This is a genomic window from Bradyrhizobium sp. cir1, assembly GCF_014198245.1.
Taxonomy (GTDB): domain Bacteria; phylum Pseudomonadota; class Alphaproteobacteria; order Rhizobiales; family Xanthobacteraceae; genus Bradyrhizobium.
Genome location: NZ_JACIHE010000037.1, coordinates 34090 through 50570, shown reverse-complemented (window position 1 = coordinate 50570; position 16481 = coordinate 34090). Strand labels below are relative to the sequence as shown.

The following is a 16481-nucleotide window of genomic DNA, read 5'->3' as shown; positions in this document are numbered from 1 at the left end:
GCGCTGCGCTAGCGCAGCGCCGCAGCGGACCGAACCATGAACGACTGTCACCTATCGATCCGGTCTATTGTGTTACCCATCCATCCGCTGGACACGAAGCGCCGGATGAGGGGTATGTCTCCGCTCGCAAGACTGTTCGTGAGGAGAGAGAACCCCTCACCCGTCTCGCCGCTTCGCGGCGAGCCACCCTCTCCCGCAAGGGGAGAGGGTGCACCGTTCGTGCTGCTTGCTTGGCTACATCCCCAGCAACCTTGGCAGCCACAACGACAGGCCGGGCCAGTAGGTCACCATCACGAGGAAGGCCAGCATCGTCAGCAGCCACGGCCATACCGCGACCGTGAGCTCGGTGATTCCCATCTTGGCGATGCCTGAGGCGACGTAGAGATTGAGGCCGACGGGCGGATGGCACAGCCCGACCTCCATGTTGACCGTCATCAGGATGCCGAAATGGATGGGATCGATGCCGAGCTTGATCGCGACCGGAAACAGGATCGGCGCCATGATCAGGATGATCGAGGACGGCTCCATCACGTTGCCGGCCAGCAGCAGCAGCAGGTTGACGACGAGCAGGAAGCCGATCCACCCCAGGCCCTGGTCGATCATCCATTGCGCCAGCGCCTGCGGCACGTTCTCGTAGGTCATCAGGAACGAGAACAGCACGGCGTTGGTGATGATGTAGAGCAGCATCGCCGAGAGGTTCGCCGACGACAGCAGCACCCGCGGCACGTCGCGCAGCCTCAGATCCTTGTAGATGAACACCGCGACGATGAAGGCGTAGACCGCGCTGACGGCGGCAGCCTCGGTCGGCGTGAACAGGCCGCTGTAGATGCCGCCGATCACGATCACGATCAGCAGGATTCCCCAGATCGACTTGCGGAACGCATCGAGACGCTCGAGGAACGTCGCCTTCGGCATGCGCGGATAGTCGTTGCGCCAGGCGCGATAGAACGTCGTGGCACCGAGCAGCGAGGCCAGCACGAATCCGGGGACGATGCCGGCGATGAACAGTTTTCCGACCGAGCTGTTGGTCGAGACGGCGTAGAGAACCATCGGAATCGACGGCGGAATGAGAATGCCGAGCGAGCCCGATGTCGTGATCACGCCCGCACCGAACCGCCGCGGAAATCCCTGCGCGATCATGGCGGGCAGGATGACCGAGCCGATCGCCACCACGGTGGCGGGCGAGGAGCCGGAAATCGCGGCAAACAGCGCGCAGGCGACCACGCCCGACAAGGCCAGACCGCCGTACCAGTGGCCGACCAGCGCGGTCGCGAACGTGATCATCCGGCGCGCCACGCCGCCATGGGTCAGGAAGTTGCCGGCCAGAATGAAGAACGGGATCGCCATGATCTCGAAATTCTCGATGCCGGTGAACAGCTTCAGCGCCACCGATTCCGTTCGCACGTCGGTCAGCGTGAACATGAAGCTGAGCACGGTCAGACCCAGCGCGATCGAGATCGGCATGCCTGTGAGCATCAACGAGAGCAGGAGGGCGAACACGATGCCGACGCGCAGACCTTGCGGCAGCGTGATGACGTGGCCCGCATGAGCGAAACACACGGCGACGATCAGGACCGGCAGCAGCATCAGGATCCAGCCGAGCGGGCTGCGCTCGTCCCGGACGACCTGGCTGTGCGTGACCGGCGCCGGATGAACCGGATCCGGCTCGACGCCTTCGACACCCGCCATGTCGTGATGCGGCAGCTCACCGGTGCGGTAGAACGACCATGCGACCTGGAGGAAGCGGAAGCACATCAATCCGGAGCCGAGCGGGATGGTGAGATACACCATCCACATCGGTGCCTCGAGGTCGTTGGACTGCTGGCCGGTCTGCCACATCTGGTTGACGAACGCGCCGCCGAAATAGGCGACGATCGCGGTGAACAGCGCGCCGCACAGCAGACCGAAGGTGATGACGCGGCGGCGCGAGCCGCCGGGAAGGACGTTGACGAGCACGTCGACGCCGACATGGATGCCGGTGCGCACGCCATAGGCCGCGCCGAACTTCGCCATCCAGATGAACATGTAGATGCAGAGCTCCTGCGCCCAGGACAGGTCGAGGGCGGCAAGCCAGACGAACGTCGCGCGCGCGGGCACGGCAATGAAGCTCAGGCTGCGGGCCTCCGCCCATTTGGCGATGTCGATCGACAGCCCGGCGCCGTAGCGGTGCAGCACGGCGACGAAGATGAGCGACGTCGCGGCCGCGATCATCGTCGCGATCAGCCACTCCTCGAGATGATCGAGGAAACGATTCAGCACGCGCAGCAACTTCAGCCCCCCAGAATTAGCCTGTCTTTCAAGAGCGAAACGGTCGGGAGTGCGATCACTCCCGACCGTTGGTATTGTTCTTATTGGGGCCCGACCGTCAGTTCATCTTGACGTCGAGTTCCCTGGCGATGAGGTCGAGCACTTCCTGCCCGACCCGGCCCTTCGCCCATTTGTAAGTCGGCTGCATCGCTTCCTGCCACGCCTTGCGGTCGGCGTCGGTCAGGTAATGCAGATTGGTCTTGCCCATCTTCTTGATCTCGGCCAGCGCGTCATCGTTCTCCTGGTGTGCGATCTGGTTGGTGTAGTCGGTCGCGTCCGCCATGGCCTTGTCAAGCTGGGTGCGGATGTCGGGCGGCAGGCCCGACCAGAATTTCGCGTTGACGATCACGGCATATTGCAGATGTGCATGATAGGACACGGTGATGTCCTTCTGCACTTCGTAGAACTTCTGCGTCAGGTAGTTCGACGCGGTGTTCTCGCAACCGTCGACCACACCGGTCTGCAGCGCCTGGTAGACTTCCGAGAACGCCATGATCTGCGGGATCGAGCCCATGATGCGAAGATATTGGTCGGCGACCTTCGATCCGGAGATGCGGAATTTGAGCCCCTGGAAATCGGTCGGCTTCAGCAAGGGGCGGTTGGCGGAGAGCATGTGAAAGCCGTTGTCCCAATAGGCGAGCCCGGTGATGCCCTTGGCTTCCAGCTTCTGGAACAGCCACTTGCCGACCGTGCCCTTCATCGCATTGGAATAGGTCACATCGTCCTTGAACAGCCAGGGCAGATCGAGCGCCTCGAATTCCTTGATCCCGAGCGGCGCGAATTTCGCGGTCGAAGGTGCCAGCATCTGCACCGAGCCGAGCTGGAGCGCCTCGATCTCCTCCTTGTCCTTGTAGAGCGTGGAGTTCGGGTAGACCTCGACCTTGACCTTGCCGTCGGTGTACTTCTCGGCGAGTTCCTTGAACTTCAGCGCGCCCTTGCCCTTCGGGGTGTCATTGGCCACGACGTGGCTGAACTTGATGACGATAGGGCTCTGGGCCTGGCCGGTCGCGGGCACCATGAGAATGGCCGCGGCGGCAACCGCAAGGAGCAGCTTGCGCATGAAGAACCTCCCAACAACCTCTAAAACCGGGTCTTTTTTGTTTTACGCGGTCAGTAGTGGCAGCAAACCGCCAGCCGAACAACTAGACCTAAGCCCAATTTTCCGCAGCCAAGCTATCTTGACGAGAGCTGCATGCGCAACCCGGCACCCGCTCCGCTCCAGCGGAGCGAGCGCTTATGCCGCATTGCGGCAATGCCATCAGCCCTTGCGCTGGGCAACCATGAACAAACGCCGGAACGGAAACAGCGTCTGCCCCGCCGTATTCTTCGGATACGCCTTCGCGACACGCATCCCGTAGGCTGCCTCGAAGGCGGCTTTCTCCTCGCCCGCGAGGACGTCGAGATAGCGCGTCAGCCACGTGCCCTTGGTCCATTCCTTCACGGGATTCTCGCCTTCGAGCACTTGCAGATATTCGGTCTCCCAGATGTCAATATTGGCGGACAACGGAGCGAGAAGATCGTGATAGAAGGCCGGTCCTTCGACCGGCGGCGGGGTGACGAGATGCTCGACCCTGGAGCGCCAGGGACCATCAAGCGCGGTCTCGCCGATCAGCACATGCGAGGGCGCGAGAAAATTGCGCGGCATCTGCACCGCAAGCATGCCGCCGGGCACGACCTTCTCCATCACCGACGGGAACAGTGCCGCATGATTGGGCAGCCAGTGCAGTGCGGCATTGGAATAGATCAAGTCATACTGCTTCGCCGGGCGCCAATGGCCGAGGTCTTCATGCGACCACTCGACGTCAGGCGCGGCCTTGCGGCCGGCGGCAACCATTTCCGCCGAGCCCTCGACGCCGGTGACGGTCGCATCCGGCCAGCGCTCCCTAATCAGCTTGGTGACGTTGCCGGCGCCCGCCCCGAGATCGGCGATCGCGCGCGGCGCAAAATCCGGAATCCGCATCAAGAGATCGACGGCGGGCCGGAGCCGGTGGCCGGAGAATTTCAGATATTGCTGCGGATCCCAGACCATCGGCGGGCGCCTTTTCTTTTTCGTGTTTCCTTCACAGTGGCTCTTGGTTACCACTGCTCGTCCCGGTCGGGCAAATGAGCCCGGCGGGGACAGGGCAGGAAACGCAACAAGCAAGAGCAGACAAGAGAGCGTGCGACCATGGACCTCGGGCTCAAATCGAAAACCGCCGTCGTCACAGGCGCAAGCATCGGCATCGGCCGCGCCATCGCCAAGGGCTTGGCTGCCGAAGGCGTGCGCGTCGTCGGCGTGGCGCGGCGCACCGACCTCCTGAACGAGCTGGTGAAGGAAGTAGGCTCCGGGTTGATCACGCCGTTCGAGCAGGACGTGATGGCCAGGGACGCGGCCGAGAGGATCGCGGCCTTCGCGCTGAAGCAGCTCGGCCATGTCGACATCCTCGTCAACAATGCCGGCGGCAGCCGTCCCCTGCCCGTCGATGCGCCCGACAGCAAATGGGACGAGGCGATCGCGCTGAACTTCACCAGCTACCGCCGCATCGCGCATGCGCTCTTGCCGCAGATGATCGAACGCAAATGGGGCCGCATCGTCAACATCACCGGCAAGTCCGAGCCCGAGGGCCTCAACGCCGCCTTCGCGGCGAAGGCCGCCGTCCACGCCTGGGCCAAGGGCCTGTCGCGCGAGATCGGCGAGCACGGCATCACCATCAACTGCATCCCGCCCGGCCGCATCATGAGCGAGCAGATCCGCCGCAACTACCCACAGGATTATCGCGAGCGCTTTGCGGAAGAAGAGATCCCGGTCGGCTATTGGGGCGAGCCGGAGGACCTCGCCGCGCTCGCGGTGTTCCTGGCCTCGCCCGTGGCGCGGTACATCACCGGCACGGTGATCCCGGTGGATGGGGGCTTGCGGAGGTATCAGTTCTAGGGGCGCAGGCTCTTGATGCACGTCCGAAACATTGCTGCGTCGCCGAAGAGTGCAAGCATCGGCAACGTTGATTTGCGTCAAGGGGCCGTCGAGCGGTTGCGAAATCCTCGCGCGTTAGCGGTGGAGTGAGCGCGGTGAGCGGTTGGATGCGTTGGGTGCCCGGGATCGATACGCTTCGTCACTACGAAGCTGACTGGCTCCGGCATGATGTATTCGCGGGTCTCGTGCTGGCGACCATGCTGGTGCCGGTCGGAATTGCTTATGCCGTGGCGTCGGGCCTGCCAGGCATCCACGGCCTCTACGCAACCATCGTGCCTCTTCTGGCCTACGCGGTGTTCGGTCCGAGCCGCATCATCGTGCTCGGACCCGACTCGGCGCTGGCTGCCGTCATCCTCGGCGTGATTGTTCCGCTGTCCGGCGGTGATCCGGCCCGAGCCGCAACGCTTGCCGCGATGATGGCGCTCGTTTCAGGGAGCGTGCTCATTGTGGCGGGCATCGCGCGGTTGGGGTTTGTGACCGAGCTTCTCTCCAAACCGATACGGTACGGCTATATGAACGGGATCGCTTTGACCGTCTTGATCAGCCAACTGCCGAAGCTGCTCGGCTTCTCGATCGAAAGCAAAGGACCGCTGCGAGACCTCTGGGCGATCGCCGGTGGGATCGCCGACGGCAAGCTAAATTGGGTCGCATTCGCAGTCGGACTTGGCACGTTGATGGTCATCCTGCTGCTCAAGGACAGCAAACGGCTGCCGGGAATCCTGATTGCCGTCGTCGGAGCGACCCTTGTCGTCGCGCTATTCGATCTCGGAACGGGTTATGGCGTGAAGGTCTTGGGGCCACTTCCTCAAGGTCTGCCGGCCTTCTCGATTCCCTGGATCGGCTATGGCGATCTGATTTCGGTCGTGGCCGGCGGCTGCGCCATCGCTCTGGTCTCGTTCGCCGATACCAGTGTGTTGTCGCGAACCTATGCTGCTCGATTGGGAGACAAGGTCGATCCAAACCAGGAGATGGTGGGTCTCGGCGCGGCCAACCTGGCAACCGGGTTCTTTCAGGGCTTCCCGATCAGCAGCAGCTCCTCGCGTACGCCCGTTGCCGAGGCCGCCGGCGCGCGCACCCAGCTGACGAGCGTCGTCGGCGCACTCGCTATCGCTTTCCTTCTGATGCTTGCGCCAAATCTGTTGCAGCACCTGCCGAGTGCCGCATTGGCGGCGGTGGTGATCGCATCCGCGATCGGCCTGATCGAGATCAGCGATCTCAAGCGAATCTACCGGATTCAACGTTGGGAATTCTGGTTGACGGTGCTGTGCTTTGTGGGCGTCGCCGCGCTCGGTGCTATCCCGGGAATCGGCCTCGCCATCGCGGTGGCCATTGCGGAGTTTCTGTGGGACGGCTGGCGCCCACACTCCGCCGTCCTGGGGCGGGCGCACGGCGTCAAGGGCTATCACGACATCACGAGATATCCCGATGCCCGCCTGATCCCCGGGCTGGTGCTGTTCCGCTGGGATGCGCCGCTGTTCTTCGCCAATGCCGAGTTCTTCAAGGAGCGAATTCTGGCCGCGATCGAGCAATCGCCGACACCTGTTCGCTGGCTGGTCGTCGCCGCAGAACCGGTCACGAGCGTCGACGTCACCGCCTGCGATACCGTCGCCGAACTGGACGAGGCGCTCCACGCCAGGGGCATCGAACTTTGCTTTGCCGAGCTCAAGGATCCGGTGAAGGACAAGCTGAAGCGATTTGGTCTGTACGCTCAGGTCGGCGAGTCGCATTTCTTTCCGACCATCGGCTCAGCCGTCTCGAGCTACCTGGAAATCAACAAGGTCGAATGGGAGGACTGGGAGGATCAGGTCAAGGTTGGTTCGTAGGATGGGCAACCCGTAGGATGGGTAGAGCGCAGCGAAACCCATCGACAGCATCCAAGAAGAAACATGATGGGTTTCGCAAGTGCTCTACCCATCCTACGAGCTGCCAACCGGACTTCGATAGGGGTCCGCGACTTCAGTGTCGGGCCAACATGCGACATCGGTCGCGCAGCAAGAGACCGCCCGAAGGCGGTCTCGCACGCGGAAGAGAAGGCGTTCCCTAGAGATCAACCTGGATGGCAACGTTGGAGCGCACCCAATCAGATTGCCCTGCCTTCAGCCGCCTGGCTTGAAATTCAACGAAAGCCGGATCGGCGCCCAGCGACGCCAGGGTGCGCCCATAAGCTTCGACGCTATCGAAGCGAGCGACGAAGGCGTAGTTCCCGATCTCGCCGCCGATCACCGACCAATAGCTGACATCGGCCCCGTGTTTCCTCCAGAGTGCCGCGCCGTCTTTTGCCAGCTGTAGGACGGTCGCAAGATCGCTACCGGGTCTTGGATGCGAAACGAACTGCATAATGACTGCAGGCATATTCCCCTCCAATAATGAATGATGGCGCCAGACAACCCGGCTGGTCATTTGGCCCGATGAGAATTCCAGGCAGTACACGCTCAAGCTTGATCTGGATCAATCCACCTTTCAAGCCTGACTGCAGCCTGCCTCGCTTGCGCTGAATTGCGGCATTGCATGGAGATCGCCATGATGGAGCAGCGCAATCGGGTTGTTCAGGTCAGCCGCTTCGGTGATCCCGAGACGCTGGAGGTTGTCGATGCGCGCCTGCCGACCGCTGGCCGGGGCGAGGTGCGCGTTCGCGTCCTCGCGTCGAGCCTCAACTACACCGAGGTGCTGATCAGGCGCCATCTATACCCGCAAACGATGCATCTCCGGCCGCCGTTCGTGATGGGCTACGACGTGGTCGGGGCAATCGATCAGCTCGGTGAAGGCGTGCACGACTTTCAGATCGGCGACCGCGTGGCCGACATGACGGTGGTCGGATCGAACGCCGAGTATCGCACGCTGCGGGCCAACGACCTGACCCGCGTGCCGGTGGGCGTGGACGCTGCCGAGGCGGCCGCGCTGATCTTGAGCTGGACGACCGCGTACCAACTTCTGCACCGCGCGGCCAAGGTCCAGCAGGGCCAACGCATTCTCGTTCACGGGGCCGCCGGCGCGGTCGGCCAGGCGCTGCTCGTGCTCGGGAGACTGGCCGGCCTCGAGCTATGGGGCACTGTACGCAGCGAGCACATGGCGCTCGTCCGAAACCTGGGGGCAGCGCCGATCGACTACCAGCACGAGGACTTCACGCGGATTCTGCCGGGCGGGTTCGACGTCATCGTCGACGGCGTTGGCGAAGACGGCTATCGCCGCTCATATGCGGCGCTGAAGCCAGGTGGCCTGCTCTGTGCCATCGGCTTCTCGGCCAGCGTGCAGGCACAGCGTCGAATGCTTCCTATCGTGATGGAGATCGCGCGCCTGTACTTGTGGAGATTGTTGCCCGGCGGCAAGCGAGCCCGCTTCTACTCGGTCAATGCCATGCGGGCGCGACACCCCGCCTGGTTCAAGGAGGACCTGGAGCAATTGTTCGCGCTTCTGGCATCTGGTGCCATCCGGCCGCGCATCGCCGGGCGGATCTCCTTCGAGGAGGTCGCCGATGCTCACCGTCGCCTCGAGGCCGGCGGTCTCGAGGGCAAGCTCGTGCTTTGCCCGGATCTCTCCTCGCGACGCAACCAGCGCGCCGCCTGACGCGGCGCACGGACTGACGATAAGCATTACGATGAGGCCCTCGACTTCTGACGTCCGAGGTGCCAGTCCATCACTGCTGCGAAGTCCGCGGCGGCGGGGGGCGTCCACCGAGCAATCGGTCAGAGCAGCTAACGTTTTCGCAATGGGGACCGGCCTGGGTGGACATCGCGCGGTTGGCACTGTCGCGCATCCGTCGTAAAAATGAGCAGGTTGGAGAGCCGACCATGGTGCAGGAGCGGGCAGCCCGGGTCGCACGCAGGCTGTCGGCGATATTGGCCGCCGACGTGGCCGGCTATTCGCGGCTCATGCACAACGACGAAGAGGCTACGCATGCCAAACTGACTGCGCTTTTGACGGACGCAGTCGCCCCAGCGGTTGCCGAACACGGTGGCCGCATCGTCAAGAATACCGGCGATGGCTTCTTGGCGGAATTTCCGAGCGCGGTCGAAGCAGTTCGAGCTGCCGTACAATTTCAGACCCGTGTCACGGAACTTACAATCGATGATCCAGAAGCCAAGCGCATAGCCTTCCGTGTGGGAATTAACATCGGCGACGTGATTGTCGAGCCGAATGACATCTTTGGCGATGGCGTGAATGTCGCGGCGCGGCTTGAAGGCATCGCGAAGGCCGGCGGCGTCTGCATATCGTCCGCCGCCTACGATCAAGTCCGTGGCAAGGTGGGGGTCGCGTTCGTTGATCTGGGCGAGCAGAACCTCAAAAATATCGCTCTCCCGGTCAGAGCCTATGCTTCGCAGCTCTCCGATGCGCCGCGGGACGGTCCAGGCTTTCCGTTTGTCCAATGGACTTGGCACAGTCGGCGGCGGGCTCGGCTGGGCCTGACGATGGCGCTTCTCCTGTTGATGGCCGGCGGCGGTGTTGGTTACTGGTACATGCGTTGGAATGAGCCACAACTGGTGAACCATCGTCTATCGATTGTCGTGCTGCCATTCACTAATTTGAGCAACGAACCCGAGCAGGAGTACTTTGCGGAAGGTGTTGCTGACGATCTCAGCGCTGATCTCTCGCGTATCGAGGACAGCTTCGTGATCGCACCGAGTACGGCCCGCGCCTATAAGAACGTTGACCCAAAGCGGGTTCGCCGCGAACTCGGCGTCCGCTATATCCTCGACGGCAGCTTGCGCAGAACGGAGTCAATTGTCCGGATCAACGCCCGGCTGATCGATACGCGAACCGGCGCACAGATCTGGTCCGAAGGCGTCGATGGTGAGTGGTCCAAATCGTTGCAGCTTCAGGATGTCATCACGGGTGGATTGGCGCGGCGGCTTGACCTCGAGCTGACTAACCACGAAAGCCGCGACGCGGAGGTTGCGCGGCCCAACAACCCCGACGCGGTCGATCTTACAATGCGGGGCCTGGCCGTGCTCAATCGGCCCTATTCGCGCGAACAGGTGGCCCAGTCGGGCGCCCTCTTCGAGCGCGCGCTGCAGATCGACCCTGGCTACCCTAAGGCCCTCGTGGGATTGGCAGATGCTCTGGCAATACAAGTCAATTATCGTTGGACCGACACACCCGCCGACAAGCTGCGGCGCGCTGAGCAGGCGGTAGATCAGGTTCTGTCGCAGTTTCCCAGCGACGCAATGGCACATTTTGTAAAGGGCGAGATCCAACGGGCCAAGGGCAGGAACCTCGACGCTGCTGTCAGCGAGTATATGGCGGCAATCGGGATAAATCCCAGCCTCGCCCCGGCGCATGGCGCGCTGGGCGCCGCCAAGATACGTGTTGGCCGATCTGCGGAGGCATTTGCTCCTCTCCAAATGGCCATCCAGCTCAGCCCGCGCGATCCGCTCCTGAGCACGTGGTACTTCTACGCCTGTCACGCGCACAGCCATCTCGCTCAATATGATGAAGCGATAGACTGGTGCAGCCGCTCCATCACAGTGAATCCCTTTTGGATTGCCTACGCGGATCTCGCCGCCGCCAACGCATGGACGGGACATGAGCTCGAAGCTCTTGCCGCCATCGGCGAGCTTCGTCGGCTCAAGCCCAACTACACCGTTGCCCTTTGGTTGCAGGATGGGTCTGCGTGGTCCGATAACGTCGTTTTCCTTGCCGAATTTCAGCGTATCGCTGAGGGTTTGCGCAAGGCAGGTCTTCCGGAACGGTGAACGAGCAAGTCCGGAATGGTCAATCGCGCCGGTCGCGCGATTTGCGAGCCGCTTCTGGACCGCTCCTACGACCGGACCACCTGCCCGGCGGCTTCGATTTCGCATACGGGCCCAGGCAGACGTTACGGGTCGGCTCATCCCAGGTGAAGCCGACTTCTCAACGACAAACCAAGTTGGACTTACTTCCGTGGCTCGGTCACTACTTTGGTTGATCCGTCCGGTGCTGCCTGCATCAGGTCAACTCCGGGCATTCCTTGGAGCCGCAGTCCTCGGCTCTTGACGGTATGCCAATTGGGTCCTCAGACGAAACCACCTGTTTCTCAAGCACCTCAGGTGGCGTAGAATGCAGTTGCCGTTGAAGCGGGATGTGCCGAAGTCGCCGTTCGGGACGAACGAGCAGAACTAATGCTGTCGGCAGGTACGCATCCTTAAGAGACCGCCCCTTTTTCGGTCTCGCATGACCATTCACAGTCAACGAATGCGCGAGCCGCTTTTGCGGCGGCGCGTTGCAGTAACTTCAGGAGAAAGCGATGAGCAAGATCAATCGAAGGTCTGCATTGGGAATCGGGTTGGCAGCGGCTACCGCGGCCGTGATGAAGCCCGCCTCCGCTCAAACCGCAGGCTACAAGGATACGACGCCATGGCCAGGCGTGGTGGTGCGTGAATACGAAGGCGAGTCACCATCCCTCATCCCCGGTTTCAAGACCGTCTCGATGCGCGACATCATCATGCAGCCGGGGTCGAAGACCATGGGCCCCCCGATGATGAATGCCATGGTTTGCCACATCACCGAAGGGGAGCTTCGGCTCGATCAGGAGGGAAAGGTCTTTACGGGCAAGAAGAACTTTGTCTGGACCTGCAACAAGGACACGAAAGAGCAGGCGTACAACGACGGAAACGTGGTCGCAATTATGAGGATCACGGACCTGAAAGCTTAAGGCTCGTTTCTTCGAGACCGATTTGCAGATGCGGATGGCGTATTCGACTACGCGCGATCCGCGGAATGTAAACCGCCGGTGGTTACCGAGGAGCAGGCCCGTAGGATGGGTAGAGCGCAGCGAAACCCATCGGCAGCATCCGACATGGAGCTGACGGTTTTCGCAAGTGCTCTACCCATTCTACGAGCTTGCCTGCTATGGGGCCAACAGGCGACGTTCGCAAGAGGTCAGTTCTTCAAGCCGATACTTGAGCAATACCACCAAATATCATTGCCTCGCCAACCCATCTTTATCGCGTCCGTATGGCAGTCGGCATAGGTCTTGTAGTGGTACACGTTTTTGCAAGCCGCAAAAGCTGGCCAAACTCCGACGGTGCAGCCGAGACCGGTGGTAGGGCTTTCGGCGGGACCAATCGTTGCGGCGGTCTGGGTAACAGCGCTTCTGGGGGCGGCGCTGGCCGAAGTGATGGACAGAATAGTCAAGCTCGACAAAAGAAAAGCTGAGGCTTTCATCGCCTTCTCCCGAAGAAAGTGACGTCCTGCTATTCTAGACTGCAGGCTAGCATGAGTTGCAACCTTTGCCAACGCGCGTGCGCAGTCTCTACTTACGGGAATCCTTGGGGATTTATATGTCGGAGCAGCAATATTCCCGTCGTGAGGCTGTTTCATCGCTGGCAGCTACAGTCGCGTGTGCGTTGGCCGGCCCCATCTCCGCAACCGCAGAACCAGCCTCCGCGGGCGAGATGCAAGACTGCCCCGGACCGATTTTCTCCACTACAGGTCCAAACGCCGAGCTGTACGGAGCCAAAGATGGTTATCCTCTTCCCGACATTACGGAGGCGCGGAGGCACGGCGACCCTTGGGAGCCAAAATACCGTGTCGGCGCATTCACCCATATCGATCACATCTATCCAACACGGCTCATCAAGCGAGCTGTGACGCCTTGGAAGTTCAAGTGCTCGAAGGCAGAGGTTTACTACAGTTTTCAGGGAAGCAAGTTTTCGCCCCTCGACTACATGTCGCGCAATCCGGTCACTGGCCTGCTGATCGCGAAGGACGACCAGATCATCTTCGAGCGCTATCAGTACGCGCGAACTGATCAAGATCGGCTCGTATCCCAGTCGATGGTCAAGTCGATAACCGGACTGTTGATCGGGATCGCCATCTCGGAGGGCGCGATTAAGTCGGTCAATGATACCCCCGAAAGTTATGTGCCGGGCTTTATGGGCAGCGAGTACGGCAGGACGCCGATTCGCGATCTGCTGCACATGTCCTCAGGCGTGGATTTCGGTGAGACAAGAGACGGAGGACGCGACCTCAATCGCCTGTGGAACGGTATGGGGATCGCGTTCCCGGACACGAAGTTGGGCACGATTAAGAGCATCGTGCAATTCAATCAGCGAATCGCCCCAGCGGGAACGAGATTTTACTACGCCAGCATTGAAGCCGACGTGCTTGGCATGGTGCTTCACAGTGCTGTTGACAAGTCAGCGTCTGACTATCTGCGCGAGAAAGTATGGGAGCCGATCGGCGCGGAAGCGGATGCCAATTGGTTGGTAGACGCAGAAGGATTTGAACTGGGACACTTCGGTTTCAATGCCGTTCTGCGCGATTACGCCCGGCTCGGGCGTTTGCTGGCGCATGATGGCGCATGGAATGGCAAGCAGATCGTTCCGACGCAATGGATGATCGATGCAACAACCGTTCGAGCTTCGGATGGCTATCTGCTACCGGGCGTGGCGACGAAAAGATTTGGTTACGGTTATCTCTTGTGGCTGTTTCCCGGTGAGAGGCGGCAGTTCGCGTTGTTAGGATTCAAAGGCCAGTATATTTGCGTTGATCCGACCTCTAAGATTGTCATGGTGCACACTGCAATTGAGGACCCGGTACATCGAGACGAGCCATGGGCCTTGTGGTCAGCACTGGTCGATCAGCTAGGCTGATAGTAGCTCGGGACAAACTCGACATTGACCGCTTAGGGTCAAAAGCCGAAACGACTGCCGGGCCGAAAAACGTCCCCCTCTCGAAGCCGACTTGTGTCCGTCAGGCGGCCCGAGCGCCCAGCTGCCATGACCCAGATGCTTGATCCAGATCAAGGCCGCCACGGCAGCGTCACACCGGAATGGGACCGATGGCCGCGCAGATCGCGCCGCCCATAGCCAAGGAGATGATCGATCATGACCTCCTCGAATTCCCTGCGTAGCCTCATCCTCGCCGGAGCCGGCGCCCTGCTGCTCGGCACCGGCGTCCAGGCGGGGCCGCTCCCGACGCATCTTTCGACGATGAAATCGATGGTCGATCAGACCGCGACCGAAGTGCGTTGGGTTGGCGGCTGGCGTGGCGGCTATGGCTATCGCGGCGTCGGATGGGGTTACCGCGGCGGCTACGGTTATCGCGGAGGCTGGGGCTATCGCGGCTACGGTTATCGCGGCCTCGGATACGGCGTGGCCGGCGCCGTCGTCGGCGGCGCGATCGCGCGAAGCGCCTATTATGGAAGCTATGGCGGCTACTATGGCGGCTATCCCGCTTACGATTACGGCTACCCTGCCGCGTCATATTACGGCTATGGCGGCGACTATTGCCCGCCGTCCGGCAGCTACTGGGCCTACTAGAGCATGATCCGGACCCGAAGGGCCACGTTAGCGCAAAGTGCGCAGCGGTTTTCCGAAAAGATCATGCGTAAACAACAACCTAAAGCGCGATGACGATTCATCCAGATCTCATCGCGCTTTAACGGAAACGTATTCGCCTCTTCGGAGGATGGCTTGCCGCGGGCCACCATTCTCCGATGAGCCAATTCATACCGGCGGGCCGGCAAACTTCATCCCTGGGCCGCCGGCGGGATGACATAGAGCGTCAGCGCAAACACCGCATAGATGAAGATCATCAGCGCGCCGACGAACCATGCCGAGCGCCCGCTGGCGGTGATGAAGGCCGACGTGACCGTTGCGATCATCACCATGGTGACGGCGCCCGGCCAGAACTGCAGGTCCATCGGCTTCGGCCCCACCACATAGCTGAGCAGCACCAGCGCGGGTGCAACGAACAGCGCGATCTGCGAGGCGCTGCCGAGCGCGATGCTGACGACCATGTCGAGCCGGTCCTTGCGCGCCGCGGCGAAGGCCACCGCAAATTCGGCGGCGGCGCCGACCAGCGAGACGACGATGAAGCCGACAAAGGCCGGGCTCATTCCGAAGGTTTCCGCCGCCTTCTGCACCGATTCCACGAAGATTTCGCTGACCAGCGCGACCAGCACGGTGACGACCAGCAGCGTGCCGACCGCTATTCCGATCGGCCAGTGCGCCTCCTCGCCCTCGCCGTGATCGGCGCTTGCGAACAATTCCTTGTGTGTTCGAAGCGAGAACAACAGGCCAAGCCCGTAAGCCAAAATGAGCAGGATGGAAATGCCGAGGCTGAGCTTGTTCAGGATGCCTGCGCCTTGCGGCAGGTACTCGAGATCGGCGACTGCCGACGGCGCAAGCAGGGCGACGGTTGCCATCAGCAACAGGCCGGACGAGAGCCGCGCGCCGGCGCGGTTGTACTCCTGCACATGGTAGCGCAGGCCGCCGAGCAGCAGGCAGGCCCCCAGCATGAACACCGCGTTGGTGACGATCGCGCCTGCGATCGAGGCCTTCACCAGCATGTACTGGCCTGCACGCAGCGCCGCGATGGCGATGATCAGCTCCGTCAGATTGCCGAGGGTGGCATTGAGCAGTCCGCCCACGGCATCGCCGGTCTTCGCGGCGACCGCTTCGGTGGCATGGCTGAGCAGCGCCGCCAGCGGCACGATCGCAAGCACCGAGAGCACGAACAGCAGCGTGTGGGAATGCGGGGCCACCGCCTCGGCCACCAGCACGATGGGGACGAAGGCCAGCATCCAGAGCAAAGGGGTATTCCGGATTTCCCTGAGCAGAGTCTGCATGTCGGCCGCCCTTTCCATCGATGCGCTGATGGAAAGGTCCGGCGGGCCCGCGGGGCGAGTATTGATCTGGCTCAACGGTGGCGGGGAGAGGTGCGCCTCCGTGCGGTCTGAAGCGAACATCGCGCGTGACGAGGACGCGGCATGGCCCAGTCCCTGATCGCCGCCAGCATCGCATTCTGCCAGTGTTTTGCCCGACGGGTCAACTTGATCGCGGCCGCGAAGGGTCGTCGCGACCACGTCGCGAAAATCCCTTATCGATCAAGGGCCGTTCTACTGTGCATGGGGTTGTTTTTCGACTTTTGTTTCGGGCCTGCCTGCAACCGCCGCGGCAGTGCACTCCCTCGCCCCGTTCTTACGGGGAGAGGGTTGGGGTGAGGGGCTGCCTCCGCATTCACAGTGATAGTTGAACTCGCGGAGAGTCCCCCTCACCCGGAATCCGCGCTCCGCACGCATTCCGGCCTCTCGCTGCAGACGGGGAGAGGCGAAGAAGGCCTCACTCCGCCTGCAGGATCTCCGCGATCGCGGCGCCCGCGGCGATCGTGCCGAGGTCGAGACGACCACTTCGAAGCGGTCGACGATTTGCATGGCGTTTCCCCAACATTGCAGCACCGCCACGATCATACGCGAGAACGAGGCTGCATCGCCTCACCTTCACGCATACACAGCATGCAAGCC

At 61.8% G+C, this 16481-nt stretch carries 13 protein-coding genes and 1 pseudogene; 7 read left to right on the top strand and 7 right to left on the bottom strand.

All coding sequences use genetic code 11. The features are described 5' to 3' along the window. Window positions 1-234 precede the first annotated feature (234 nt). The 4 genes and pseudogenes from GGD63_RS40890 to GGD63_RS37335 form a co-directional block, all read right to left on the bottom strand. Window positions 235-1515: a TRAP transporter large permease subunit gene (locus GGD63_RS40890; protein ID WP_246785811.1), complete on the bottom strand. Its 1281-nt coding sequence runs from the start codon at window positions 1513-1515 to the stop codon at window positions 235-237. 219 nt (window positions 1516-1734) lie between these two features. Continuing rightward, window positions 1735-2211: pseudogene (locus GGD63_RS40885) on the bottom strand (TRAP transporter small permease); the annotation flags it as partial. Between the two features lie 154 nt (window positions 2212-2365). Then, complete coding sequence (locus GGD63_RS37340) at window positions 2366-3367, bottom strand: DctP family TRAP transporter solute-binding subunit (protein ID WP_183249927.1); 1002 nt, start codon at window positions 3365-3367, stop codon at window positions 2366-2368. A gap of 198 nt (window positions 3368-3565) precedes the next feature. Then, window positions 3566-4336 carry a methyltransferase domain-containing protein gene (locus GGD63_RS37335; RefSeq protein WP_183249925.1) on the bottom strand — a complete coding sequence of 257 codons (771 nt, stop codon included), beginning with the start codon at window positions 4334-4336 and terminating at the stop codon, window positions 3566-3568. Between the two features lie 138 nt (window positions 4337-4474). On the opposite strand from GGD63_RS37335, the gene GGD63_RS37330 reads away from it, so the two are divergent. Continuing rightward, the gene (locus GGD63_RS37330; RefSeq protein WP_183249923.1) at window positions 4475-5218 is read left to right on the top strand and encodes an SDR family NAD(P)-dependent oxidoreductase; all 744 of its coding nucleotides are present in this window, start codon (window positions 4475-4477) and stop codon (window positions 5216-5218) included. Between the two features lie 146 nt (window positions 5219-5364). Next, complete coding sequence (locus GGD63_RS37325) at window positions 5365-7080, top strand: SulP family inorganic anion transporter (protein ID WP_183249935.1); 1716 nt, start codon at window positions 5365-5367, stop codon at window positions 7078-7080. A gap of 217 nt (window positions 7081-7297) precedes the next feature. Here the strand turns inward: GGD63_RS37325 and GGD63_RS37320 are convergent, their stop codons facing one another. After that, on the bottom strand, window positions 7298-7609 hold the full coding sequence (locus GGD63_RS37320; protein WP_246785809.1) for a hypothetical protein: 312 nt from the start codon (window positions 7607-7609) through the stop codon (window positions 7298-7300). 168 nt (window positions 7610-7777) lie between these two features. Here GGD63_RS37320 and GGD63_RS37315 point away from each other — a divergent pair, with 168 nt between their 5' ends. From GGD63_RS37315 to GGD63_RS37305, 3 genes are all read left to right on the top strand, one after another. Continuing rightward, on the top strand, window positions 7778-8821 hold the full coding sequence (locus tag GGD63_RS37315; RefSeq protein ID WP_183249919.1) for a medium chain dehydrogenase/reductase family protein: 1044 nt from the start codon (window positions 7778-7780) through the stop codon (window positions 8819-8821). A 158-nt stretch (window positions 8822-8979) separates the two neighbouring features. After that, window positions 8980-10947 carry an adenylate/guanylate cyclase domain-containing protein gene (locus GGD63_RS37310; RefSeq protein ID WP_312013491.1) on the top strand — a complete coding sequence of 656 codons (1968 nt, stop codon included), beginning with the start codon at window positions 8980-8982 and terminating at the stop codon, window positions 10945-10947. 530 nt (window positions 10948-11477) lie between these two features. Continuing rightward, window positions 11478-11885 (top strand): hypothetical protein, encoded by a 408-nt coding sequence (locus GGD63_RS37305; RefSeq protein ID WP_183249917.1) that lies wholly within the window; start codon window positions 11478-11480, stop codon window positions 11883-11885. 227 nt (window positions 11886-12112) lie between these two features. Here GGD63_RS37305 and GGD63_RS37300 read toward each other — a convergent pair whose 3' ends face one another. Then, window positions 12113-12397, bottom strand: a complete 285-nt coding sequence (locus GGD63_RS37300) for a hypothetical protein (protein ID WP_183249914.1) — start codon at window positions 12395-12397, stop codon at window positions 12113-12115. A 116-nt stretch (window positions 12398-12513) separates the two neighbouring features. On the opposite strand from GGD63_RS37300, the gene GGD63_RS37295 reads away from it, so the two are divergent. Then, on the top strand, window positions 12514-13827 hold the full coding sequence (locus GGD63_RS37295; RefSeq protein ID WP_183249912.1) for a serine hydrolase: 1314 nt from the start codon (window positions 12514-12516) through the stop codon (window positions 13825-13827). A 234-nt stretch (window positions 13828-14061) separates the two neighbouring features. Further along, a complete protein-coding gene (locus GGD63_RS37290; protein ID WP_183249910.1) occupies window positions 14062-14496 on the top strand; it encodes a hypothetical protein in 435 nt (144 codons plus the stop codon). Window positions 14497-14705: 209 nt separating this feature from the next. Here GGD63_RS37290 and cax read toward each other — a convergent pair whose 3' ends face one another. Then, the gene (gene cax / locus GGD63_RS37285) at window positions 14706-15806 is read right to left on the bottom strand and encodes a calcium/proton exchanger (RefSeq protein WP_183249908.1); all 1101 of its coding nucleotides are present in this window, start codon (window positions 15804-15806) and stop codon (window positions 14706-14708) included. Window positions 15807-16481: the final 675 nt, after the last annotated feature.